At 71.5% G+C, this 23274-nt stretch carries 28 protein-coding genes and 1 pseudogene; 19 read left to right on the top strand and 10 right to left on the bottom strand.

The features are described from left to right. Positions 1-101: 101 nt before the first annotated feature. Positions 102-509: an SRPBCC domain-containing protein gene (locus IE294_RS14975; RefSeq protein ID WP_189886109.1), complete on the top strand. Its 408-nt coding sequence runs from the start codon at positions 102-104 to the stop codon at positions 507-509. A 4-nt stretch (positions 510-513) separates the two neighbouring features. Here the strand turns inward: IE294_RS14975 and IE294_RS14970 are convergent, their stop codons facing one another. From IE294_RS14970 to IE294_RS14955, 4 genes are all read right to left on the bottom strand, one after another. Continuing rightward, positions 514-1920, bottom strand: a complete 1407-nt coding sequence (locus IE294_RS14970; protein ID WP_189886107.1) for a condensation domain-containing protein — start codon at positions 1918-1920, stop codon at positions 514-516. Positions 1921-2075: 155 nt separating this feature from the next. After that, positions 2076-3038 (bottom strand): isopenicillin N synthase family dioxygenase, encoded by a 963-nt coding sequence (locus IE294_RS14965; RefSeq protein WP_189886105.1) that lies wholly within the window; start codon positions 3036-3038, stop codon positions 2076-2078. Between the two features lie 57 nt (positions 3039-3095). Then, positions 3096-3449, bottom strand: a complete 354-nt coding sequence (locus tag IE294_RS14960) for a hypothetical protein (protein ID WP_189886103.1) — start codon at positions 3447-3449, stop codon at positions 3096-3098. Continuing rightward, positions 3446-4096 (bottom strand): DUF6232 family protein, encoded by a 651-nt coding sequence (locus IE294_RS14955; protein WP_229917163.1) that lies wholly within the window; start codon positions 4094-4096, stop codon positions 3446-3448. Before IE294_RS14955 ends, IE294_RS14960 begins: the two co-directional genes overlap by 4 nt. A 248-nt stretch (positions 4097-4344) precedes the next feature. Here IE294_RS14955 and IE294_RS14950 point away from each other — a divergent pair, with 248 nt between their 5' ends. From IE294_RS14950 to IE294_RS14910, 9 genes are all read left to right on the top strand, one after another. Next, positions 4345-5802: a menaquinone biosynthesis decarboxylase gene (locus tag IE294_RS14950; protein WP_189886101.1), complete on the top strand. Its 1458-nt coding sequence runs from the start codon at positions 4345-4347 to the stop codon at positions 5800-5802. Then, positions 5799-6701 (top strand): menaquinone biosynthesis prenyltransferase MqnP, encoded by a 903-nt coding sequence (mqnP, locus tag IE294_RS14945; protein WP_189886099.1) that lies wholly within the window; start codon positions 5799-5801, stop codon positions 6699-6701. The genes IE294_RS14950 and mqnP overlap by 4 nt, the downstream gene beginning before the upstream one ends. A gap of 79 nt (positions 6702-6780) precedes the next feature. Beyond that, positions 6781-7431, top strand: coding sequence for a UbiX family flavin prenyltransferase (locus tag IE294_RS14940; RefSeq protein WP_103812701.1), 651 nt, complete (start codon positions 6781-6783; stop codon positions 7429-7431). A 57-nt stretch (positions 7432-7488) separates the two neighbouring features. After that, positions 7489-7944 carry an Lrp/AsnC family transcriptional regulator gene (locus IE294_RS14935; RefSeq protein WP_189886097.1) on the top strand — a complete coding sequence of 152 codons (456 nt, stop codon included), beginning with the start codon at positions 7489-7491 and terminating at the stop codon, positions 7942-7944. A gap of 38 nt (positions 7945-7982) precedes the next feature. Next, positions 7983-9146 carry an aminofutalosine synthase MqnE gene (gene mqnE / locus IE294_RS14930; protein ID WP_189886096.1) on the top strand — a complete coding sequence of 388 codons (1164 nt, stop codon included), beginning with the start codon at positions 7983-7985 and terminating at the stop codon, positions 9144-9146. 84 nt (positions 9147-9230) lie between these two features. Beyond that, positions 9231-9878: a UdgX family uracil-DNA binding protein gene (locus IE294_RS14925; protein WP_189886093.1), complete on the top strand. Its 648-nt coding sequence runs from the start codon at positions 9231-9233 to the stop codon at positions 9876-9878. Between the two features lie 16 nt (positions 9879-9894). Continuing rightward, on the top strand, positions 9895-10419 hold the full coding sequence (locus IE294_RS14920; RefSeq protein WP_189886091.1) for a GNAT family N-acetyltransferase: 525 nt from the start codon (positions 9895-9897) through the stop codon (positions 10417-10419). 80 nt (positions 10420-10499) lie between these two features. Next, on the top strand, positions 10500-10808 hold the full coding sequence (locus IE294_RS14915; protein ID WP_189886089.1) for a DUF4229 domain-containing protein: 309 nt from the start codon (positions 10500-10502) through the stop codon (positions 10806-10808). 208 nt (positions 10809-11016) lie between these two features. Continuing rightward, the gene (locus IE294_RS14910; RefSeq protein ID WP_189886087.1) at positions 11017-11667 is read left to right on the top strand and encodes a TetR/AcrR family transcriptional regulator; all 651 of its coding nucleotides are present in this window, start codon (positions 11017-11019) and stop codon (positions 11665-11667) included. A gap of 54 nt (positions 11668-11721) precedes the next feature. Here IE294_RS14910 and IE294_RS14905 read toward each other — a convergent pair whose 3' ends face one another. Further along, on the bottom strand, positions 11722-12594 hold the full coding sequence (locus IE294_RS14905; protein ID WP_189886085.1) for a MaoC/PaaZ C-terminal domain-containing protein: 873 nt from the start codon (positions 12592-12594) through the stop codon (positions 11722-11724). 286 nt (positions 12595-12880) lie between these two features. Between IE294_RS14905 and IE294_RS14900 the strand changes: the two genes are divergently transcribed. Together IE294_RS14900 and IE294_RS14895 are read left to right on the top strand one after the other, a co-directional pair. After that, complete coding sequence (locus tag IE294_RS14900) at positions 12881-14821, top strand: AMP-dependent synthetase/ligase (RefSeq protein ID WP_189886083.1); 1941 nt, start codon at positions 12881-12883, stop codon at positions 14819-14821. Positions 14822-15038: 217 nt separating this feature from the next. Further along, complete coding sequence (locus IE294_RS14895; RefSeq protein WP_189886082.1) at positions 15039-15920, top strand: LysR family transcriptional regulator; 882 nt, start codon at positions 15039-15041, stop codon at positions 15918-15920. Here IE294_RS14895 and IE294_RS14890 read toward each other — a convergent pair. Next, entirely contained in the window at positions 15871-16335 is a 465-nt protein-coding gene (locus IE294_RS14890; RefSeq protein WP_189886080.1) for an ATP-binding protein, read from the bottom strand. The genes IE294_RS14895 and IE294_RS14890 overlap by 50 nt on opposite strands. 107 nt (positions 16336-16442) lie before the next feature. Here IE294_RS14890 and IE294_RS14885 point away from each other — a divergent pair, with 107 nt between their 5' ends. After that, positions 16443-17306 (top strand): helix-turn-helix domain-containing protein, encoded by an 864-nt coding sequence (locus tag IE294_RS14885; protein WP_229917162.1) that lies wholly within the window; start codon positions 16443-16445, stop codon positions 17304-17306. Further along, positions 17303-17500 carry a DUF397 domain-containing protein gene (locus tag IE294_RS14880; protein WP_189886078.1) on the top strand — a complete coding sequence of 66 codons (198 nt, stop codon included), beginning with the start codon at positions 17303-17305 and terminating at the stop codon, positions 17498-17500. Before IE294_RS14885 ends, IE294_RS14880 begins: the two co-directional genes overlap by 4 nt. Here IE294_RS14880 and IE294_RS14875 read toward each other — a convergent pair. Continuing rightward, a complete protein-coding gene (locus tag IE294_RS14875) occupies positions 17456-18088 on the bottom strand; it encodes a class I SAM-dependent methyltransferase (protein ID WP_189886076.1) in 633 nt (210 codons plus the stop codon). The genes IE294_RS14880 and IE294_RS14875 overlap by 45 nt on opposite strands. 83 nt (positions 18089-18171) lie before the next feature. Here IE294_RS14875 and IE294_RS14870 point away from each other — a divergent pair. Both IE294_RS14870 and IE294_RS14865 read left to right on the top strand, forming a co-directional pair. After that, positions 18172-18474: pseudogene (locus tag IE294_RS14870) on the top strand (serine/threonine-protein kinase); the annotation flags it as partial. A gap of 145 nt (positions 18475-18619) precedes the next feature. Continuing rightward, the gene (locus IE294_RS14865; protein WP_189886073.1) at positions 18620-19084 is read left to right on the top strand and encodes a hypothetical protein; all 465 of its coding nucleotides are present in this window, start codon (positions 18620-18622) and stop codon (positions 19082-19084) included. Positions 19085-19335: 251 nt separating this feature from the next. On the opposite strand, the gene IE294_RS14855 is transcribed toward IE294_RS14865, so the two are convergent. Both IE294_RS14855 and IE294_RS14850 read right to left on the bottom strand, forming a co-directional pair. After that, complete coding sequence (locus IE294_RS14855) at positions 19336-19650, bottom strand: AzlD domain-containing protein (RefSeq protein ID WP_189886071.1); 315 nt, start codon at positions 19648-19650, stop codon at positions 19336-19338. Continuing rightward, the gene (locus tag IE294_RS14850) at positions 19647-20351 is read right to left on the bottom strand and encodes an AzlC family ABC transporter permease (protein WP_189886069.1); all 705 of its coding nucleotides are present in this window, start codon (positions 20349-20351) and stop codon (positions 19647-19649) included. The genes IE294_RS14855 and IE294_RS14850 overlap by 4 nt, the downstream gene beginning before the upstream one ends. A gap of 69 nt (positions 20352-20420) precedes the next feature. On the opposite strand from IE294_RS14850, the gene IE294_RS14845 reads away from it, so the two are divergent. Beyond that, on the top strand, positions 20421-20984 hold the full coding sequence (locus tag IE294_RS14845) for a helix-turn-helix domain-containing protein (RefSeq protein ID WP_189886067.1): 564 nt from the start codon (positions 20421-20423) through the stop codon (positions 20982-20984). Positions 20985-21085: 101 nt separating this feature from the next. On the opposite strand, the gene IE294_RS14840 is transcribed toward IE294_RS14845, so the two are convergent. After that, positions 21086-21289: a cold-shock protein gene (locus tag IE294_RS14840; RefSeq protein WP_003992177.1), complete on the bottom strand. Its 204-nt coding sequence runs from the start codon at positions 21287-21289 to the stop codon at positions 21086-21088. A gap of 287 nt (positions 21290-21576) precedes the next feature. Here IE294_RS14840 and IE294_RS14835 point away from each other — a divergent pair, with 287 nt between their 5' ends. Continuing rightward, on the top strand, positions 21577-22425 hold the full coding sequence (locus IE294_RS14835) for a menaquinone biosynthetic enzyme MqnA/MqnD family protein (protein WP_189886065.1): 849 nt from the start codon (positions 21577-21579) through the stop codon (positions 22423-22425). Positions 22426-22475: 50 nt separating this feature from the next. Continuing rightward, entirely contained in the window at positions 22476-23255 is a 780-nt protein-coding gene (locus tag IE294_RS14830) for a prepilin peptidase (protein WP_189886062.1), read from the top strand. Positions 23256-23274 lie beyond the last annotated feature (19 nt).

The raw sequence follows: 23274 nt of genomic DNA, 5'->3' as shown, positions 1-23274 counted from the left end.
AGGGCCGGTTCCAGTGACACGGGTCACGGGAACCGGCCTTCGCCGTCCGGAGGCGGCCCTGACCACGTGCGCATCCCCGGGCCCGGGGGCAGGCTGGTGTCATGAGCGGTTCCATCGCACAGGGCACCAGCCAGACGCACGGGAACACGCACATCCTGCACTTCGTGGTGCGGCTCCCCCGGCGCATGGAGGAGGTCTGGGCCGCGCTGGCCACGCCCGAGGGGCTGGCGTCCTGGTTCACCGCCGCCGACGTGTTCGAACCCCGGCTCGGCGGCGCGGTCACCCTGCGCGACCTGGGCGACGGGCAGGTCACCGCGTGGGACGTGGACCGGGTCGCGGAGTACACGGTCGGCGGTGGCGGCCGGCTCCGGTTCCATCTGGAGCGGGACGGGGAGGACGGCAGCGTGCTCCGCTTCACCCATGAGTTCCAGGGCGAGGAGGACTCGGAACAGCGCTGGCGGAGCCGTTTCGAGCGCCTGATCGAGGCGCTGGGGCCGGGGCGGAGCTGAGCGTCTAGGAGACCGCGGGCAGGCTGTCGTGGGCCACCGAGGCGATCCGGTCCCGCAGCCGCTCGGCGTACAGCCGCATGTTCTTCGCCGCGACGTCCGTGTCCGGGTACCGGCTCGCCAGCCACAGCCCGTCGGGCAGCCGGTTCACCCACACGCACACCTGGTCGCCGTACGACACCCGCATCAGCCCGTACGCCTTCAGCTCCGCCCACCGCTCGGCGCCCGGGATGGCGCGGGTGTCGACGTACGACACGATCGAGTACAGGTCGGGGGAGGTCGGCCGGAAGTCCGCGCCGAGCAGGCTCAGCACCCGGGCCAGCGGCATCCGGGCCAGCGACCGGTTCGCCTGGAGTTCGGCGCGGACCGCTCGCAGGGCCTCCGGGAAGCCACGGGTGCGGCCCACGGGCACCTCGATCGGGGCGCCGCCCACGTACCAGCCCACCGAGTCCGTCCACCGCGACTTCACCCGGGTGTGGAAGGGCACCACCGTCCGGTACACCGGCTGACCGCCGAGTTCGTGCACGATCAGCCCGGTCGCGGCCAGCAGCCCGACCAGGCTGCCGCCGTACGGCCGGCAGTACGCCTCGAACGCCGCCGCCGCGTCCGCGTCCGCCAGCGGCTCGCACAGCATCCGCTGCGTAGGCAGCGGGCCGCCCGGGGTCAGCCCCAGGTCCACCGGGAAGCCCGGCAGCGTGCCGTCGCAGCGGTGGATGAACTCCCGCCAGCGGTCCACGAACGCGTGCCCGCCGTCGATGCCGTCCGCGTCCGCGCGCTCGATCTCGCAGAAGTCGACGTAACTCGCGGCGGGCGTGGCGGAGTCCGGTTCCCGGCCGGCCAGGCCCGCCGCGTACAGTTCGTGGATCTCGGCGACCAGCCGGTGCAGGGAGTAGGCGTCGACGTTGCTGTGGTCGAAGGCCATGTAGACGCTCGCGCCGTCGTCCCGGACGACCGCCGTGTAGATCAGGTTGGGCCAGCGCAGTGCGTCCGCGACCGTGTCGAAGCGCTCCTGGAGGTGCCGGACGAGGTCACCGGCGTCGGGGAAGTCGCCCCCCTCCGCCCGGCGCAGGGACACGTCGGCCGCGTCGAGCGTGAACCGGCGCAGTTCGTCACCGGCCCAGCGGAAGCCGCTGCGCAGCGTCTCGTGCCGCACGGTCCAGGCACGCAGCGCCCGCTCCAGCACGTCGAGGTCGACCGGGCCGGGCAGGTCGAAGGCGGTGCCGAGCCAGGTCGGCACGAACAGCCCGTCCTCCCGGACGCACTTGGCCGTCCTGATGTGCGACTCCTGGATGTAGGCGGGCGGCCGGGAGTCCTCCGGGAGCGCCGTCGCCGCCGCGACGGTCGCCGGGCTCAACGTCCACTCGACGAGCCGTCCCGGCCGGACCTCGCAGCGCTGGATGTCAGTGATTCGCACGCGTCTCCCATCGCAGAAGGGGGCCCCTGGATACGGGCCCCCCTGGAAGCCAATGCCGTGGGACGCGGGCGGGACATGCCCGGCCGGTTCATTTCAACGGAACGGGTGGCGGGCCGAACGCGGAAGTGAATAACGGTCGGTGACCGGTCAGGGGGTCACTCGACGGTGATCGAGTCCAGCTTCTCGCGGAGGTACGCGTGCGAGTCGACGGGCGGGTACACCACCCGGCCCACCGGCGCCGGAAGGGACTCCACCAGCGTGCCCGGGGTGCACTCGCCGAAGTAGACGAGCGAGATCAGCTCCTCGGCGGGCGCGTCGACGGGCGGCGGCAGCACCCGGTGCCGCCCGGACCGCCACCGGTCCCCGGTCCAACGGGCCAGCAGGTCACCGATGTTGACCGTGAACGCCGCCGGGTCGTACGGCGCGTCCTGCCAGCCGTCCGCGTCGGTGTACACCTGGAGTCCGCCCTTGCCGGCCTGCCGGTCGAGGATGGTGACGGTCCCGAAGTCGGTGTGCGGCCCGATCCGGAACTGCCCGGTCCGGGGAGCGCCGACGATCTCCGTCCCCGGGTACCAGTTGATGTTGAAGCCGTACGTCGGATGGTCCATGTGCCGGGTGAAGAAGTCGGCGCCGAGCCCGAGCGCGCACGCCAGCAGGGCCAGCAGCTCCTTCTCCAGCGCGACCATCCGGCCCAGGTACTCCTCGCACGGCCCGCGCAGCGCGGGCACCTCCGCCGGCCACACGTTGGGCGCGTACCACTCGGCGTTGACGACCGGGTCCTCGAACGGCTCGGCGGTGGCGAAGGTCAGCGACTCCTTCAGGTCCGGCGGGGTCTCGGTGCCCTCCGCGTACCCGTTGGCCTCGGCGCCCGGCCCGAGCCAGCCGCGCCCGCCGACCTTCGCCGCGTAGCGCTGCTTGACCCCGGCGGGCAGCAGGAAGAACTCCCGGGCGGCCGACCGGATCCGGGTCCGCAGCGCGGGGTCCACGCCGTGCCCGGTGACCAGCAGGAACCCGGCGGCCTGGAGCGCCTGGTCGACGTCGCGGGCCAGCGTGGCACGCGTCATCGCGTCCCCCACGGTCCAGCGCCGCAGATCGATGGTGGGAATCACACGGCCCATGCTTCCACTCTTCGCCGCCCGTCGCCGCGGTTCCCGGGAGGATCCGCGGGCGGCCTGCTAGCCGCCCAGCAGGCCGATGACCGCCTGGACCGCCTCGGTCACCGGCCGGCCGACCGCGCCGACCGTGGTGGCGATCCCGGCGATCGCCATCAACGCCCGGTGCCGCTCCTGCGCGGGCACGGCCGCCTCGGCGCTGAGCGCGGGCAGGGACTCCTCCAGCAGCTGGGCGCTGGGGGCCGGCACCCGGGCGCGCAGTTCGCCGATCTGCCGGTGCAGTTCGGCGAGGGCCGCGACCAGCGCGGGGTCGAGGCCGGCCGCGCCGGTGCCCGCCTGGGTCTTGACGATGCCCTGGTTGCCCTGGCCGCCGTACATGTTCACGTTGTCGCCGTAGTAGTAGTTGTTGCCGCTCATCGCGTGATCCCCACGTTTCCGTTGCCGCCGTACATGTTGACGTTGTCGCCGAGGTAGTAGTTGTTCGGTGAGACGGTGAGGCGCTCCACCGTCACGCGGAACTCGGTGTCGGGGTGGTCGATGGCGTACGAGATCTGGCCGACGAGCTGGTCCAGGTGGCGCGGGTCCCGGCTGGTGACCAGGCCGGTGGAGGCGCCGGACGTCTCGACGGCCAGGACGTAGTGCGCCTGGGCCGTCAGCACGGACATCATGTCCACGAAGAAGTAGATCGTGGCGGCGAGCGCCAGGAGCCACACCCAGCCGACGTAGCCGGCCCCGCCGGAGTCGGGCCCCTGGAAGGCCAGCGAGGGCAGGCCCGGCAGCATGGCGATGAACCCGACGACCAGCGTCCCGGCGGCGTACCGCAGGAACCGCAGCACCGCCTCCTTGCGCCTCGGCCGCATCACGAAGGTGTAGACGCGCGCGATGCCGTGCAGCGGGTAGACGGCCGAGCCGATCCACAGGATCCGCTTGCTGACCCGCAGCTCGATCGGGACCGGCGGGGCGGTCCGGGCCGGCGGCGGCACGTCCGGCATGGGCGGCCCGGCGTACGCGGTGGCCGCCGGACCGGGCGGCGGACCGGAGGGCGGACCGGACGGGGGGGTCACGGGCGGGGTGGCCGGTGCGGACGGCGGTGCGGGAGGGGAGGGCGGTGTGGAAGCGGGCGTGCGGTCAGGGTGTTCGGGCGGTGTGCTGGTTCCCAAGGGTCCCCCAGAGAGCGAAGATCACCGTTACTCGGCGTCGACCATTAACCCCGCTCCCGTGACCCGCTGTCCAGGGACTTGCCGAACCCGGGGCCGTCTCCGGGGCGACCCGGTGACGGGGCCGGGGTGGCGGGTGGTCGATACTGGGACACATGGCTTACGACGATCTTCGCTCCCTGCTCCGGGCGCTGGAGCGCGAGGGCGACCTCAAGCGCATCAAGGCCGAGGTCGACCCGTACCTGGAAGTCGGGGAGATCGTCGACCGGGTGCAGAAGTCCGGCGGCCCGGCGCTGCTCTTCGAGAACGTGCGCGGCTCGGACATGCCCCTCGCCATGAACGTGTACGGCACCGACCGCCGGCTGCTGAAGGCGCTGGGCCTGAAGTCGTACGGCGAGATCTCGGAGAAGATCGGCGGCCTGCTGCGGCCCGAGCTGCCGCACGGCTTCGTCGGCGTCCGGGAGGCCTTCGGCAAGCTGGGCGCGATGGCCCACGTCCCGCCGAAGAAGGTGAAGCCCGACAACGCGCCGGTGCAGGAGGTCGTCCTCCGGGGCGACGACGTCGACCTCGACCGGCTCCCGGCGCTGTTCACCTGGCCGAAGGACGGCGGCTCCTTCTTCAACCTGGGCCTGACCCACACCAAGGACCCCGAGACCGGCATCCGGAACCTGGGCCTGTACCGCCTCCAGCGCCACGACAAGCGCACCATCGGCATGCACTGGCAGATCCACAAGGACAGCCGGAACCACTACCAGGTGGCCGCGCGCAGGGGCGAGCGGCTTGCGGTGGCCATCGCCTTCGGGTGCCCGCCCGCGGTGACGTACGCCTCCACCGCCCCGCTCCCCGGCGACATCGACGAATACCTCTTCGCCGGCTTCCTCGCGGGCAAGCGGATCGAGATGGTCGACTGCAAGACGGTCCCGCTCCAGGTCCCGGCCAACGCCGAGGTGGTCCTGGAGGGCTGGCTGGAACCCGGCGAGATGCTGCCCGAGGGCCCCTTCGGCGACCACACCGGCTTCTACACCCCGCAGGAACCCTTCCCGGCCCTGAGGATCGACTGCGTGACGATGCGCAGGCGCCCCCTGCTCCAGTCGATCGTCGTCGGCCGCCCCCCGACGGAGGACGGCCCGCTCGGCCGCGCCACGGAACGCTTCTTCCTGCCCCTGCTCAAGATCATCGTCCCGGACATCGTGGACTACCACCTGCCCGAGGCCGGCGGCTTCCACAACTGCGCGATCGTCTCGATCGACAAGAAGTACCCGAAGCACGCGCAGAAGGTGATGCACGCCATCTGGGGGGCACACATGATGTCCCTGACCAAGCTGATCGTGGTCGTGGACGCCGACTGCGACGTGCACGACCTGCACGAGGTCGCCTGGCGGGCCCTCGGCAACACCGACTACGCCCGCGACCTCACGGTCGTGGAGGGCCCCGTCGACCACCTGGACCACGCCTCCTACCAGCAGTTCTGGGGCGGCAAAGCGGGCATCGACGCGACGCGGAAGTGGCCCGAGGAGGGCTACACCCGCGACGGCGGCTGGCCCGACATGGTCCTGTCGGACCCGGATACGGCGGCCCTGGTGGACCGCCGCTGGAAGGAGTACGGACTGTGACCTCGGCCTCCGCCGCCATCCCCCAGCCCGGCCGCACCAAGGCGTTCCTGCGCCTGGTGATGATCGAGCACTCGGTCTTCGCGCTCCCCTTCGCCTACATCGCCTCCCTCACGGCGATGTACGAGTGGGACCGGAACGTCCACTGGGGCCGTCTGCTCCTGGTCACGGTCTGCATGGTCGGCCTGCGCACCTTCGCCATGGCGGTCAACCGGATCATCGACCGCGAGATCGACGCCCGGAACCCGCGCACGGCCCACCGCGAGCTCGTCACCGGCGCGATGTCGGTCAGGCACGCCTGGACGGGCGCGCTGATCGCCCTGGTGGTCTTCCTGGGCGCGGCGGCCCTGCTGAACCCCCTCTGCCTGGCGCTCGCGCCGGTGGCGGTGGTCCCGATGGTGGTCTACCCCTACGGGAAGCGGTTCACGAACTTCCCCCAGGCCATCCTGGGGCTCGCCCAGTCCATGGGCCCCATCGGCGGCTGGCTGGCGATCAGCGGCGAGTGGTCCTGGACGGCGGTGATCCTCGGCCTCGCCGTCGGCGTCTGGATCGGCGGCTTCGACCTGATCTACGCCTGCCAGGACGTCGAGACCGACCGCGAGATCGGCGTCCTGTCGGTCCCGGCCCGCTTCGGCATCCCGGCCGCGATCTGGGGCGCGCGGGTGTGCCACACGATCACGACGGCCCTGTTCGTCTGGTACGGCCTGGCCACCCACGCCGGAGCGTTCTTCTGGCTGGGCCTGCTGATCGTCGCCGGCGCCTTCCTCTACGAGCACTCCATCGTCCGGCCCCACGACCTGTCCCGCCTGAACAGGGCGTTCTTCTCGGTCAACGGCTTCATCGGCATCGCCCTGTTCGTGTGTGCGCTGCTCGATCTCCTCGTACGCGGTCTGACCGTGTGAGCGGCCCGGCACCACCCGGCCCGAGGGCGGTCGGGCGCGCCGGTACGCTCAAGGTGTGAACGCAGGAGAAACGCGGCGTGTGCCTTGGATCGTGGGGGTGTCCGGAGCTTCCGGGACGCCGTATGCCGCTGCCGTGCTGCGGGCGCTGCTGGAGGCCGGGGAAGCGGTGGACCTCGTGGTCAGCCGGGCCTCGCGGCTGACGCTGCTGGACGAGACGGGCATCTCGTTCCGGGACGCGCACTGGCAGGACGACCTGCGGGAATGGCTGGCCCGTGGCGCCGACGGCAAGCCCGGCACCTTCGACGTGGACATCAGCGGGGTGCGGTACTGGAGCGCGGGCGATCTCGCCGCCGGCCCGTCCTCGGGGTCGTACCCGGCGAAGGGCATGATCGTCGTGCCCGCCTCCACCGCCTCCGTGGCCGGTGTGGCGCTCGGCCTCTCCAAGGATCTGCTCCAGCGCGCGGCGAGCGTCACACTGAAGGAGCGCCGGACGCTGGTCGTGGCCGTACGGGAGACCCCCTTGAACGGGCAGACGCTGCGCCACCTCGTCGCGCTGGACGACGCCGGCGCCACGGTCGTCCCGGCCTCGCCCGCCTTCTACGCGGGCGCCACCCACATCCAGGACCTGGTGGACTTCGTCGCCGGCCGCGTGCTGGACGCGGCCGGTGTCGCACACGGCCTGTACCGGCGCTGGAAGGGCGAGCTGGGCGGCGGCACCCCCGGCACGTAAGGCAAGCAGCACTACCCCTCATCACTCCAGGAACTTTCACCGGAAGGCTTCGATCGCATGGACGCGGTGGACAGGCAGCTCATCCAGGCCCTGAGGGAGAACGGCCGGGCCTCGTACGCGGAGCTGGGGCGCCTGGTCGGCCTGTCGGGCCCCAGCGTCACCGACCGCATCAACCGGCTGGAGGCGGCCGGTGTCATCACCGGCTACCGCGCCACGGTGGACGCGGCCTCCCTCGGCCTCGGCGTCATCGCCCTGATCGGCATCTCGCTCTCCGACGCCGCCGACCACGAGGACGTCGCCCAGCGGCTGCGGGACCTGACGGAGATCGAGGACTGCTGGTTCATCGCCGGTGACGACTCCTTCATGCTCAAGGTCCGCTCGACGGACGTGGACGGCCTGGAGAAGACCATCCGCCGGCTCAGCGGGACGAAGGGCGTCTCCCGCACCCGTACCACGATCGTGCTGTCCACCAAGTGGGAGAACCGGGTCGGAGAACTGCCGGACGAGGTCTAGGGATACCGTGGGTCGCGTTGTCGTAGAAAGGTGTGGGTATGGACGTCGGGCTCAAGCGCGAGCTGGAGGAGAAGGTCCGCTCCGGTGAGCGGCTGACCCGCGAGGACGGCATCGCGCTGTACGAGTCGGACGACCTGGCCTGGCTCGGCGGGCTCGCCCACGAGGTGCGGACCCGCAAGAACGGTGACGTCGTCCACTTCAACGTCAACCGGCACCTGAACATGACCAATGTGTGCACGGCCTCGTGCGCCTACTGCTCGTTCCAGCGCAAGCCGGGCGAGAAGGACGCGTACACGATGCGCATCGAGGAGGCCGTCAAGCTCGCCCAGGCGATGGAGTCGGAGAACCTCACCGAGCTGCACATCGTCAACGGCCTGCACCCGAACCTGCCGTGGCGGTACTACCCGCGTTCCCTGCGCGAGCTGAAGAAGGCCCTGCCGAACGTCTCCCTGAAGGCCTTCACGGCGACGGAGATCCACCACTTCGAGACCATCAGCGGCCTGTCGGCCTCCGAGATCCTCGACGAGCTGATCGACGCGGGCCTGGAGTCGCTGACCGGCGGCGGCGCCGAGATCTTCGACTGGGAGGTCCGGCAGCACATCGTGGACCACCGCACCCACTGGGAGGACTGGTCCCGTATCCACCGCCTGGCGCACGAGAAGGGTCTGAAGACCCCGTGCACCATGCTGTACGGCCACATCGAGGAGCCCCGCCACCGCGTCGACCACGTCCTGCGCCTGCGCGAGCTCCAGGACGAGACCGGCGGCTTCCAGGTGTTCATCCCGCTGCGCTACCAGCACGACTTCGTGGACATGAAGGACGGCAAGGTACGCAACACCCTCCAGGCGCGCACCCAGATGGCGACCGGCGCGGAGGCGCTGAAGACCTTCGCGGTGTCCCGGCTGCTGTTCGACAACGTCCCGCACGTCAAGGTCTTCTGGGTCATGCACGGCGTGCAGACCGCCCAGCTCGCCCTCCAGCACGGCGCCGACGACATGGACGGGTCGGTGGTGGAGTACAAGATCACCCACGACGCGGACAACTTCGGCACGCCGAACAAGCTGACCCGCGAGGACCTGCTGGAACTGATCCGCGACGCGGGCTTCCGCCCGGTGGAGCGGAACACGCGATACGAGATCATCCGCGAGTACGAGGGCCCGGACCCGGAGCGCCGGGAGTCCCCCCAGCCGATGCGGGTGTGAGGCGCGGCACGTAGCCGTGCGGCTGCGGGAGCGCGGGGGCTGGTCGCGCAGTTCCCCGCGTCCCCGGGCGGGTACTCGGGGCGCATGCCCACGAAGGCACCCGAAGACCGGTACGACGCGGCTCCCTTCGTTCCCGAGGGAGCCGGCCTGGACGTTCTCCGCCGAGCCGCCGCGGACTGCCGCGGTTGCCCCCTGCACCGCGCCGCCACCCGGACCGTCTTCGGCGCCGGGAACACCGACGCCCGCGTGATGCTCGTGGGGGAGCAGCCCGGCGATCAGGAGGACCGGCAGGGCAGGCCCTTCGTCGGGCCCGCCGGCAAGCTGCTCGACCGGGCCCTGGCGGAGGCCGGCATCGACCCCGCCGCGGCCTACGTCACCAACGCGGTCAAGCACTTCAAGTTCACCCGGGCCGAGCCCCGCAAACGCCGTATCCACAAGGCGCCGAGCCTGCGTGAGATGACGGCCTGCGGCCCCTGGCTCGCGGCCGAGCTGGCGCTGGTGGAGCCGGAGCTGATCGTGATCCTGGGCGCGACGGCCGGCAAGGCGCTGCTGGGGTCGTCGTTCCGGGTGAGCCAGGTGCGCGGGACGGTACTGGAGGAGGAGATCCACGGCCGGCCGGAGCGGCTGGTGCCGACCGTGCATCCGTCGGCCGTGCTGCGCGCGGACGACCGCGAGCAGGCGTACCAGGGCCTGGTGGCCGACCTGAAGGTGGCCGCACGCGCCCTTGGGTAATAAGTAAACTGCCGACGTGCCTCTTACTTTCACCCTGGACCCCGCCGTCACCCCGGCCCTCCGCGACGGCATCCTCGACCTGTGGGCGGACGTCACCGACGCGGGCGGCGCCGTCGGCTTCGTAGCGCCGGCGAACCGCGAGGAGATACGCCCGGAGCTGGTGCGGCACTTCGCGCAGATGGCCGAGGGCCGCACCCGGCTGCTCGTCGGCCGCGACGAGGCCGGCCAGGTGGTGGCGGCGGCCTTCCTCACCCGCAACACCCACCGGCTGATGACCCACTGGCTGTGGCTGTACACGGTGATGGTCCACCCCCGCCACCAGGGCCGGGGTCACGGCCGCGACCTGCTGGCCGCCGCCGCGGACGCGGCGCGCGGGATGGAGGGCATCGAGGCGGTCCGGCTGACCTGCCGGGGCGGGCTGGGCCTGGAGCACTTCTACGGCTCCTGCGGCTACAAGGAGGTCGGCCGCGTCCCGGACGCCATCCGGGTCGCGCCCGGCGACGACCGCGACGACATCATCATGCTGCTGCCGCTCCGCTGAGCCGACCCCCCTGCGTGATCGCCCGCCGCCCGTGCTTCACTGGACGACGACCCCTTTTGGAATCGGACGAGTGGATTGAGATGCTCCGCTACACGCTGATGCGCCTCGGTATCTTCGCGGGCTGCCTCGCGATCGTCTGGGGAGCCGTCTACTCGGGCATCTTCCCGCGCGGCTTCGGCGAGTCCAACGGACTGTGGGTCCTGCTGCTCGCCCTGGTCCTCTCCGCACCGATCAGCTGGGTGGCGCTGCGCAAGGAGCGGGACCGGGCCTCCGTGCAGATCGTGCACAGGGTCGACCGGATGAAGGCCAACCTGGACGCCAACCGCAGCCAGGAGGACGAGTCGGTCGACGCCTCGCGGGCGCAGGGCGGGGCCACCACGTCCGGCTGATCACGCCGCCGGCCCAACTAGGCCCTGTCGTCAAACTCCCGTCTGCCGCGCGACGCCATGCACGCACTCTCGCCGCACCGGGCCCCGACCCAAGTACATCCAGTACGAGGGCCGGGGCCCGGCGCGCCGAGAGCACGCACCTGACGCCGCGCGGCCCGCCCTCCGGGCGGACGACGGGAGTTTGACGACAGGACCTAGGCTTGCCCTCATGGGTGCCGTCAAGACCAAACGGATGCCGAGGGCGGTGCGGGAGCAGCAGATGCTCGACGCTGCCGTACGGATCTTCGGGCAGCGCGGGTACATGGCCGCCTCGATGGACGAGATCGCCGAACTCGCGGGCGTGTCCAAGCCGTTGGTCTACCTGTACCTGAACTCGAAGGAAGACCTCTTCACCGCGTGCATCCGCCGCGAGGCCGCCGCGCTCACGGAGGCCGTGCGCGCGGGTGTCCGGCCGGGGCTGCCCGCCGACCGGCAACTCTGGGACGGCCTGCGGGCGTTCTTCGCGCACACCGCCGAGCACCCCGACGGCTGGTCGGTGCTGCACCTCCAGGCCCGTACGCACGGGGAGCCCTTCGCGGCCGAGGTCGCCGCGATGCGCGCGGAGATCGTCGCGTTCGTGACCCGGCTGGTCGCGGTCGCGGCCCGTACGGCCCACCGGGACCCCGACCTGCCGGAACACGAGGTGGCGGGCCTGGCCGAGGCCCTGGTGGGCGCCGCCGAGTCCCTCGCCGCCTGGGCCAACGCCACCCCGGGGACGACGGCCCGCCAGGCCGCGGCCACCCTGATGAACTTCGCGTGGGCGGGCCTGGGCAACCTGATGCGGGGCCAGGTGTGGACACCGCCGACCGAACCGGCCTAGGGGCGCGGGGAACTGCGCGAGCGACCCCCACCCGGCCGCACCCGGCGACGGTCCTCACTTCCCCCGCACGTCCCCCTCCACGTGCACCCGCCCGCCCTCGGCCCCGCGCAACTCGAACCGCCCGCTCCCGTCGGCCCCGTACGCCACCGTCCCCGGCAACAGCACCGGCGCCCGGAACCGCGCCCGTACCTCGGTCGCCCCGGGTACGCCGTGGGCGGCCAGGCAGCGGGCCAGGGTCCACATGCCGTGGGCGATGGCGCGGGGGAAGCCGAAGAGGCGGGCGGTGAGGGGGTACAGGTGGATGGGGTTGCGGTCGCCGGACGCGGCACCGTACCGCCGCCCCACGTCCCCGGCGAGGCTCCACTCGGCGACGGCGGGCAGCGCGGCGCCGGCGTCCTCGCGTGGCTCGGGTGGCATGCCGGGGCCGGTGCGGTGCCGGGCCAGGTACGTGCTCCGGGACTCCCACACCGCGCTCCCGCCCGACCCCAGCTCCGTCACCACCGTCGCCTCCGTCCCCCGCCGGTGCGCGGCCAGTCCGGCGATCCACACGCCGAGTGCGTACTCCCTGTCGGCCGCCAGCGCGGCGCCCCGCGTGATCTCGATCGACGTGTGCACCAGCCCCAGCAGCGGCAGCGGGAAGTCCCGCCCGCTCATCAGCCGCATGGCCAGCGGGAAGCCGAGGACGTGGGGATAGGTGACCGGTAGGTCGGGCTCGCCGGTCGGGAAGCCGCAGACCCGCTCGTACGCGGTCAGCTTCGTCAGGTCCACGCGCACGCCGGGCAGCACCAGGCGGGTGCGCGGGAAGGCCGCGTCGGGGGCGGCGGGGCGCTTGAAGGGCGAGCGCAGGGCGCCCCGGGCAAGCAGCGGGGCCAGCGCGGGGGGCGCGGTCAGGGGGACGGCGGTCAAGCTGAGGTAGCGGTCGGCCATCTGCGACTCCCGCGCGACTCGGTCCGGAAGAGCTGGAATGTGCTTACTCTTGAGTAAGGTTACCGAAGGTAAGCTCAGGTGGGCCACTGCCGGGCGGAGCCGGGCACGTGGCGGGTAAAGGTGAGCAGCCGTCACATAACCCCCGAGGCTGCACATCCCCGGCCCCGGATCATCCCCGAACCCGCACAACCCCCTCACAGTGGAGCCGTACGATCACCTGCCTAACCAGCGGTAACCCGCTTCCGTGAGGCTCGCCGCAGGTGCACGCACGCCAGAGGAGCCGCCCGTGTCCACGTCGTACCCGACCCCGTCCGTCTCCTCCGGCACCCCGGTCTCCGCCATCGACTACGACGGCCGCCCGGTCCTCGTCGAACCCGAGATACGCCGGCTCGACGGGGCCGTACGGGAAGTGGCGGTCCCCCCGTTCGTCCCCCCGGTCACCCACGGCTCCCTCGCCGACATCCCGTACGAGAACGCGGTGACCGCCCCCGACCAGGTCGTCCTCAGCCGCAAGCGCTCCGACGGCGGCTGGACGGACGTGACGGCCGCCCGCTTCGCCGCCGAGGTGCAGGCCGTGGCCAAGGGCCTGATCGCCGAAGGGCTGATGCCCGGCGACCGCATCGCCGTCATGTCCCGCACGACGTACGAGTGGACCCTGCTCGACTTCGCCGCCTGGGCGGCCGGCCTGGTCACGGTCCCGATCTACCCGACCTCCTCCGCCTTCCAGGCCCGCTGGATCCTGCACGACTCCGGCGCGGTCGCCCTGGTCACCGAGACCCCCGCCCAGGCCGCCGCCATCGGACCCGAACTCGCCCACCTGCCCGACCTGCGCCACGTGTGGGTGATGGAGAAGGACCACGTGGCCCGGCTCGCCGACGCGGGCGCACTGGTGCCGGACGGTGAGACCGGCGTACGCCGGGGCATGCTCGGCCCCGACACGCTCGCCACCCTGATCTACACCTCGGGCACCACCGGCCGGCCCAAGGGCTGCGCCCTCTCGCACGGCAACTTCTTCGCCGAGGTCGACAACGCGATCGAACTCCTCCACCCCGTCTTCAAGGCGAAGGGCGAAGACCCCTCGGTCCTGCTCTTCCTCCCCATGTCCCACGTCTTCGGCCGCATGGTGGCCATCGCCTGCGTCCGCGCCCGGGTCCGCCTCGGCCACGCCCCCAGCCTGGCCCCGCGGGACCTCCTCCCGGACCTGGACACCTTCAAGCCGACCTGCCTGCTGACCATCCCGTACATGCTGGAGAAGGTGTACAACACGGCGCGCGCCAAGGCGGAGGCCGGCGGCCGGGCGTCGGTCTTCGACCGCGCGGCGGCCGTGGCCCAGCGCTACGGCGAGGCGCTGGAGGCCCGTCAGACCGGCGCGGGCAACGGTCCGGGCCGCGCCCTGAAGACACAGCGCGCCCTCTACGACCCCCTCGTCTACCGCCGCATCCGCGCCGCCATGGGGGGCCGCGTCCGGTACGTCATCTGCGGCGGCTCCCCGCTCGGCCGGCGCCTCGCCGCGTTCTACGCCGGTGCCGGCATCGAGATCTTCGAGGGCTACGGCCTCACGGAGACCACCGCCGCCTCCACCGTCACCCCGCCCCTGAAACCCCGCCTCGGCACGGTCGGCTGGCCGCTGCCCGGCACCCGGGTGAGGATCGCGGCGGACGGCGAGATCCTCATCGGCGGCGACCACGTGCTGCGCGGCTACTGGGACCCCCAGGCGGGCGGAGTGGTCCCGGCGACCCGCGACGGCTGGCTGCCGACGGGCGACCTCGGCGAACTGGACGACGAGGGCTACCTGACCATCACCGGCCGCAAGAAGGAACTCCTCATCACGGCGGGCGGCAAGTCGGTGGCCCCGGCCCCGCTGGAGAACTGGCTGCGCCAGCACCCGCTGATCTCCCAGGTGATGCTGGTGGGCGACGGCCGCCCCTACGTCGCGGCGCTGATCACCCTCGACCGCGACGGCATCACGCACTGGCGCCAGATGATCGGCAAGCACCCGGTACCGCCGGAACTCCTGGTCGACGACGAGGAGTTGCGCGCGGTCCTGCAACGCGCGCTGGACGAGGCCAACAGGATGGTCTCGCGCCCCGAGTCCATCCGCCGCTTCGCCGTCCTCCCGGCCGACTTCACCGAGTCGGCAGGCCACCTGACACCGTCCATGAAGCTGCGCCGGGACCAGATCCTGCGGGACTTCGCGGCGGAGGTGGAGGGGTTGTACGAGCGCTGAGGGGACCGGTGCCGGAACGGTGGCCCAACGGTCGCCTCACCGCACCGGCGACGGTCGGCACCCGCTCCTCGCTGGTCCCACCTCCTCCGGACTCGGCGGGGCGGGGAGCGGGTTGCCGCCTGGGTCGGTCGCGGCCCGCGCACGATCCTCGCGCGCTGTGCCGAGCCCAGTCAATCCTTGGGTTTCCTCACCAAACCCCAGTGTTAGCTTGGGTCTTGTGACCCTGGAAGACCTCCGCGTGTTCATCGCCGTGTGCCGTGCGGGCAGCCTCAGCTCGGTCGCCCGTGACCTCGGCCGCACCCAGTCCGCCGTCAGCCAGCACGTCAAGCGGCTGGAGCGGGAGACCGGCGTGGCCCTGCTGGAACGCCGGCCGCGCGGCGTCGTACCGACGCAGGCCGGCCGGATACTGGAGGCCGCCGCGGGCGAGGGCATCAACGCCCTGGACGTCGCCGTACGACAGCTCCGAGACCTGGTCGACGGCCACAGCGGGTACGTCCGCGTGGCCACCGGCGCGACGACCGTCCGGCACTTCATGTCCGACGCGGTCGTCACGTTCCGCCGCCGCCACCCCAACGTCAACCTGGAGTTCCGCACGGTCAGTTCGGGGCGGGGCAGCTTCGACGCCCTCGCCGACGGCACGCTGGACCTCGCCTGGATCACCATCGGCCCGCCGGTCCGGGGCATCGAACAGCGGACGGTCGCCGAGCTGCCGTGGCTCCTCGCGGTCCGGGCGGACGACCCGCTGGCCGGCCGCCCGTACCTGGACCCGGCCGAGCTGTCCGGCGCCCGGGTCATCCGGCTCCCGCCGAACTCCACGTCCGCCGCGCACCTGGAAGCGGCGTGCGCCGAGCGGGGAGTCCGGTTCGCCTACGAGCCGAACGTGGCCGACTGGGACACGGCCCTGCTGCTCGCCGAGCTGGGGATCGGAAGGGCGGTCGTCCCGGCCGTACCGGGGCTGCCGGTCCCCGGCGACGGCCCGCTGCGCCTGGTCCCGCTGCCCGGCCTGCGCCCCCTCCCCGTCGGCTGGGCCGTCCGCCGCTGGGACGCGCTCAGCCCGTCGGCCCGGGCCTTCGCGGACACGGTCGCCGCCCTGCGCTGAGCGCCAGCTCCACCCACACCGTCTTGCCGACGTCCCGCTCGGACACGCCCCAGAGTGTGGCCAGCACCTGCACGATCACGAGACCCCGGCCGTTCTCGTCCTCCAACCGCCCGTCCAGGAACCGCAGGGCGCGGTCACCCCGGGCATCGCTCACCTCGATACGCAAGGTGTCCTTGGCGGGGAGCAGCGCGAGCCGCAGTTCGAAGTCCCGGCCCGGTACGCGACCGTGGGTGACGGCGTTGGCGGCGAGTTCGGCCACGATGAGCTGGGCGGTGTGACTGAGGTCGCTGTCGTGGGGATACCCCCAGGTGGCGAGCGCGGTGCTGGTGAGCTGACGGGCCAGGCGGGCGCCTCGGGGCGTCGAGCTGAGCCGTTGGACGAGTTCGGTTGTGGGGGTGGAGATTTCTACGTTCACATCACCGAGCGTGGTCACTTCTCCCTACGCTGACCAGGGGAGACCCGGCGACTGTCCGTAGTCGTACGGGTGCGTGTCGTGGGAGTACGGGTCAGTCGGAGGGTGGCGTGGCGGAGGAGAGCGAGCGGAGGCCGGAGACGCCGGCGGAGGAGAACGGGTCGGCTGGGGTGTTCGCCGTCCTCGGCAAGCAGCTGAAGCTGATGCGGGAGCGGGCGGGGCTGAACCAACGGGAGTTCGGCCAGCTGGTGGGGTACGGCCCCGACCAGATCTCCGCCATGGAGCGAGGGGTACGCACACCGAGGCCGGAGTTCCTGCGGCGGGCCGACGAGATCCTGGGCGCCAACGGCATGTTCATCGCGGTCATCCCGGAGGTGGAGGAGGCGATGACCAGGGCGCGGACGCGGCATCCTGAGTGGTATCGGGGTTATGCGGCGCTGGAGGAGCAGGCAGTGTCCCTGCACGACTACAGCACCATGGGCGTGCTGGGCCTGCTCCAGACCGAGGACTACGCGCGCGCGGTGTTCACCCAGCGGCATCCGCCCCTGGACGAGGAGACCATCGAGAAGCGGGTGGCCGACCGGCTCTCACGCCAGCAGATCTTCGAGCAGTGGCCGCCGCCCGAGTTCAGCTTCGTCATCGAGCAGGCGGTGCTGGAGCGGCCGATCGGCGGACGGAAGGTGCACCGTGGCCAGCTCCAACAACTGCTGCGAATCGGGCGCATGCGCAACGTGCAGCTTCAGATCATGCCGACAGGCCGGGAGAATCACCCCTCACTTGGCGGTTCGCTCACCTTGCTCATCCCGAAGGGGAAGGAGCAGGTTGCGTACATGGAGATCCAGGGCTACCCCAAGCTGATCAGTGATCGAGAACAGGTCCGCGTCCTCGCCGCTCGCTATGGGATCATCCGGGCGCAGGCCCTCAACCCGTACGAGTCCTTGGACTTGATCGAGAAGATGCTGGAAGAGCGATGACCATAGAGCAGTTGAGCTGGCGGAAGTCCAGTTACAGCGACGGCGAAGGCGGCCAGTGCCTGGAAGTGGCCGCCCACCCCACCGCCATCCACATCCGCGACTCGAAGCAACCCCTCGCCGCCCATCTCACCGTCACCCCCTCCGCCTGGTCAGCCTTCCTTCTGGGCGAGAAGGAACGCCTGCGGAACGGGTGATTCCCCGCGCGTCACCTCGGGGCCCCGCACGGTGGTGGAGCGGAGGGCGAAACCGGCGTCGGAGAGCAGCTCTGCCATGTGCTCGGGGTGGCGCCGGTGGTAGTCCAGGGCCACGTCATGGCCGAAGGGGCGTTCGAGGCGGAGCGGCACGTCGCCCACCTGGAAGGCGAGCAGGAGACGCCCGCCGGGGGCCAGTACGCGGTGGAACTCGGTGAACAGGTCCGGGAGTTCGTCCACAGGTGTGTGGATGCTGGAGTACCAGGAGACCACCCCGGCCAGCGAACCGTCGGCGACGGACAGCTCCCGCATCGAGCCCTGCTCGAACCGCAGCGCGGGGTACCGGCGGCGGGCGATGGCGATCATGGCGTCCGAGAGGTCCAGGCCGAAGACGGACAGGCCCAGACCGGCCAGGTGCGCGGTGACGTCGCCGGGGCCGCAGCCGAGGTCGGCCACCGTGCCGCGGGGGCCGACCTGTTCGGCGTACGCGCCGAGGAGGGCCCGTTCCAGGGGCCGTTCGGCGAGGGGGTCGCGGAAGTGGTCGGCGTAGTCCTCGGCGATGGTGTCGTAGAAGGCGCGGGTGTCGGTCATGGGGAGGGACAGTAGCGGCCCGCACCGACACTCCGCTTAGGCTGCTGCCGTTGGCCAACGCATCAACTGGGGGGTACGGGCCGGTGAACCAGTCGACGGAGGTGTTCCAGCCACTCCAGGCGGACGACCCGCCCGTGGTGGCGGGCTACCGGCTCGCCGCGCGGCTGGGCGCGGGCGGTATGGGCCGGGTGTACCTGTCCCACACGCAGGGCGGCCGGCCCGTCGCGCTGAAGGTCGTACGGCCGGAGTTGGCGGACGATCCGGATTTCCGGCGGCGGTTCGGCAGGGAGATCAAGGCGGCTCGGCGGGTGAAGGGGGCGTACACCGCCGAGCTCATCGACGCCGACGCCGACGGCGTACCGCCGTGGCTGGCCACGCTGTTCGTGCAGAGATCGATTCGAGGGGGAGCGAAGCAGGCCGAAAGCAGCTGGAGCCTCCTCCAACGAGTCCGATCCATGGGGTCAGCACACACGGCGCTCGCTACCATGATCCGCGATCTCGTCAGTTAATCGTTCCTCTCAAAGGAACCGCATGCGACTTCCTCGTCGTGCCCTGGTCTTACTGACTACGCTGGCCACCCTCATAGGCGTCAACCTGCTCATCTCCACCCCCGCGCAGGCCGCCACCTCCTGCTCCGGCACCATCACTCATACCGAGACCTTCTCGTACCCAGGAGAAGGCGTAGTTGGTGAGCTGACCATCTATTACAACAGCAGCAACGGCGGGACCAACAGCGCCTGCTTCTACCACCGAGGCCGCGCCTACGGCGTTGTCGCTGAGACCTACGTCTACATCATGCGGTGTGCGCAAACGTCCGGCGAGGGTCAGCCATGCAAGTCCACCTTCCCTGGCGGCTCTGACGACGGTAACTATGCCTACCAGGCAGGTCCCGTCGGTGTGACCGGCACGGCAAACGACTGTGTCGGAGCGATAGGCTGGATCGTATGGCACGGGACGATCATCGGCACAGGCAATCCTAAGACGTGGGGTTGTTGATCGCGGCGTTCATGGCGGGGCTGTGGCAGATGCCGCAGTCCGGTCAGTCACCGGGCCCTCTGTGAGTACCGTCTCCTCCTCAAGCACGCAACGAAGCACAGTTGGACGCTCAGCATCGCGGCGACCGGTACCGAGTTCTGCATGAAGGACGACGAGGGCAACATCGGGCTGTACGTGATCCAGACGAAGTCCACCGCGATGCCCGACATCGCCTTCCTCACCGGCGACCTGACCGTCTGGCGCAACGCCGCCTAACCCACCCCCACCCCCCGCAGCACCGCCGTCGTCATGGCCGCCCCCAGCACCACCACGGCGAACGGTGCCCGGCGCCAGGCCAGGGCCGCGCCGACGAGGACGCCGGTGGGACGGGCCCAGCCCGCGAAGCCGCCGGACTCGGTCAGGGCGCCGGTGGCCAGCAGGGCGACCAGGAGGACCACCGCGCCCGCCGAGGCCAGTTCCTGGACGCGGGGCGGGACCGTGACCCGGCCGTGCAGGACCGGGCCCACCAGCCGGAACGCGTACGTGCCGACGGCCAAGGCGAGGATCACGACGAGCGTGGTGTTCACGCGGCGGCTCCCCGGTCGGTCGGGCGGCGGTGCAGGGCGAGTCCCGCCAGGGCCAGCAGGACCGGGACCCCGGCCGGGACGGCGGGCGTGGCCGCCAGGGCCAGGGCGGCGCCGGGCAGGGCACACCGCCGTACCGCCGCGTCCCCGCGGAGGGCGGGGAGGACCAGGGCGACCAGGACGGCGGGGAACGCGGCGTCCAGGCCGTAGCGGGCGGTGTCGCCGAGGGCGCTGCCCGCGAGCCCGCCGGCCAGGACGCCGGTGTTCCACACGGCGAACAGGCCGAGCCCGGATATCCAGAACGCCCGCCGCTGCCGTACCGGGTCGGACTGGGCGAGGGCGAAGGCGACCGTTTCGTCGGTGACCAGGTGGGCGCCGAGGAAGCGGGTCGCGCGGCCCGTGCCGATGATCTCGGCCACGGCGAGGCTGAAGGCCGCCGTCCGGGTGTTGAGCAGCAGCCCGGTGGCCACGGCGGCCACGGGGCCGCCCCCGGCGAGCAGCACGCCCACCGCGCTGAACTGGGCAGACCCCGCGTAGACCAGCAGCGACATCAGCACCGGCACCCACAGCGGCAGCCCGCCGGCGACGGAGACGGCGCCGAAGGAGACGCCGACGATGCCGCTGGCCAGCCAGACGAGCGAGCTGTCGCGGAGGAGGGAGCGGTCCGCGCCGGGCGCGGGCGTTGTTCGATGTGGCGAACGCATGTTCTCTACGATGGACAGTGAGCGCCCTGTCCGTCAAGGCGAACGATCGTACCGATGGAGCGAACGCACATGTCCGAGGTGCCCGCCCGGCTCCCCATGGAGTGGATCGCCGCGTCCCTGAAGCGGGAGCGCGGCCGTACCGGCCTGTCCCTGTCCGAACTGGCCAAACGCGCCGGAATCGCCAAGTCCACGCTGTCCCAGCTGGAGGCCGCGAGCGGAAACCCGAGCATGGAGACCATCTGGGCGCTCGCGGTGGCGCTCGGCGTGCCGTTCAGCGCGCTGGTCGAACCGCCCGTGTCGGCGGTGCAGGTGATCAGGGCGGGTGAGGGGCCCACGGTCCACTCGGACCAGTCGAGCTACCTGGCCTCGCTGCTCTCCGCCTGCCCGCCGGGCGCCCGCCGGGATCTGTATTTCGTCTGGCTGGAGCCGGGGACCGTACGGGATTCAGAGCCCCACATTCCGGGGACCGTCGAGCACATCGTGGTCAGCGACGGGGCCGTGAAAGCCGGTCCGCACGGCGAGGCCGTGGAACTCGGCCCCGGGGACTACATGTCGTACCGGGGAGACGTGCCCCACGCGTACGAGGCGCTCGCGGCCGGGACCAAGTTTGTGCTGATCATGCAGCACATGTGAGCGTTCGTGAATACGAAATGAACGGGGAAAGGCAGGAGCCCCGTCGCCGGTGGCGCGGGGCTCCTTGGGTACTGCACTCAGGTTCTGCGATCAGGCAGTGATCAGACGGGAGTGACGTTCTCCGCCTGCGGGCCCTTCGGGCCCTGCGTCACGTCGAAGCTCACCTGCTGGTTCTCCTCGAGGGAGCGGAAGCCGGAGGCGTTGATCGCGGAGTAGTGAACGAAGACGTCGGGGCCGCCGCCCTCCTGGGCGATGAAGCCAAAGCCCTTTTCGGCGTTGAACCACTTGACGGTTCCGGTAGCCATAAGCCCTCCTTGGGCTCAAAAGGGTTGCCCTGCCTCCAGAACCTGCAAGTGCGAAACGGTGCTGCACGACTGCATTCGTCTGAAAACGACGAGAGCCTGCGGTTACATGCTCCGCAGGCTCTGTACTGCAAGGGAAACCAAACTGCAACTTGCGGCAAGCCTAGCATCCGGGCAGCCGAAAGCAATAGGGGTCAAGATCACGTCACCCAGATGTTTGAACGTCCGCTAGGCCGTTTGAGGGTGGGGTCGGTCCCGGCACCGTACCCCACGGGGTCTAGTCTCGCGATGTGGACAATTCTCGCACCCGGCCGCGTGTCGGCCACATCCAGTTCCTGAACTGCCTGCCCCTGTACTGGGGGCTCGCGAGAACCGGCACGCTCCTCGACCTCGAGCTCACCAAGGACACCCCGGAGAAGCTCAGCGAGCGGCTCGTGCGCGGCGACCTCGACGTCGGCCCCGTCACCCTGGTCGAGTTCCTGCGCAACGCCGACGACCTCGTCGCCTTCCCCGACATCGCCGTCGGCTGCGACGGCCCGGTGATGTCCTGCGTGATCGTCTCGCAGGTCCCGCTGGACCGGCTCGACGGCGCCCGGGTCGCCCTCGGCTCGACCTCGCGCACCTCGGTCCGGCTCGCCCAGCTCCTCCTCGCCGAGCGGTACGGCGTCCAGCCCGACTACTACACCTGCCCGCCCGACCTCAGCCTGATGATGCAGGAGGCGGAGGCCGCCGTCCTCATCGGCGACGCCGCCCTGCGCGCCAACCTCCTCGACGGCCCCCGCTTCGGCCTCCAGGTCCACGACCTCGGCGCGCTGTGGAAGGAGTGGACCGGCCTGCCGTTCGTCTTCGCGGTGTGGGCGGCCCGCCGGGACTACCTGGAACGCGAGCCGTTCATCACCCGCAAGGTCCACGAGGCCTTCCTCGCCTCCCGCGACCTCTCCCTGGAAGAGGTGCACAAGGTCGCCGAACAGGCCGCCCGCTGGGAGGAGTTCGACGAGGCCACCCTGGAGCAGTACTTCACCACCCTCGACTTCAGTTTCGGCGCACCGCAGATGGAGGCCGTCGCCGAGTTCGCCCGCCGGGTCGGCCCGACGACCGGCTTCCCGGCCGATGTGAAGGTGGAACTGCTCCGGCCCTGAACGGGGTAGGAACCCGGAACAGGCCGGCCGAGGGGGGAAGCGTGGGCGGGGTGACCACGGGGACGCTGGTGCTCGGCGCCCTGCTGTGGGGCGCGCTGGCGGGGGCGCTGCTGCCCCGTGCCGCCTACCGCTTCGCCGTACCGTCCGGCGAGCCGTGGCGCGACCGCTGCCCCGGCGGCCACCACCCGGTCCGGGGGTGGCTGGGCGGGGTCCGCTGCGGGGAGTGCGCGCGCGGGGGCGAACGCGCGGGAGCCGAGGGGCGCGTGCCCGTCACGTCGTACCAGCCGTACGCCCCTTCCGCGCCCCTGCTCGCCACCGCTACCGCCCTCGTCTGCGCCGCCCTCACCGCCGCCACCGGCACCCGGCCGGAGCTGGCGGTGTGGCTGCTGCTCGCGCCCGTCGGCGTGCTGCTCGCCGCCGTCGACTTCCGGGTGCGGCGGCTGCCCGATCCGCTGACCCTCCCGCTCGCCGCCACCGCCCTCGCCCTGCTCGGCCTCGCCGCCCTGCTCCCCGAACACGCCGGTCACTGGCGCACCGCCCTCTACGGCGCCCTCGCGCTGGGCGCCGGCTACTACGTGCTGTACCGCGTCAACCCGGGCGGCATGGGCTTCGGTGACGTGAAGCTGGCCGTGGGCGCGGGCGCCGTGCTCGGCTGGTACGGCTGGCCCACCGTGCTGCTCGGCACCTTCGCCGGATTCCTGCTCGGCGCGCTCTACGGCGGCGTGCTCGTCCTGGCCCGGCGAGCGGGCCGGAAGACGGCCGTGCCGTTCGGTCCGTTCCTCCTCGCCGGTGCCCTCACCGGCCTGCTGATCGGCGCGTACGCGGCCTGAGCGTGGGCAGCCGAAAGGG

The organism is Streptomyces canarius (assembly GCF_014650735.1).
Classification (GTDB): Bacteria; Actinomycetota; Actinomycetes; order Streptomycetales; family Streptomycetaceae; genus Streptomyces; species Streptomyces olivaceoviridis.
Note: the sequence above shows the minus strand (reverse complement) of the source record. Positions and strands in the feature narration are given on the sequence as shown.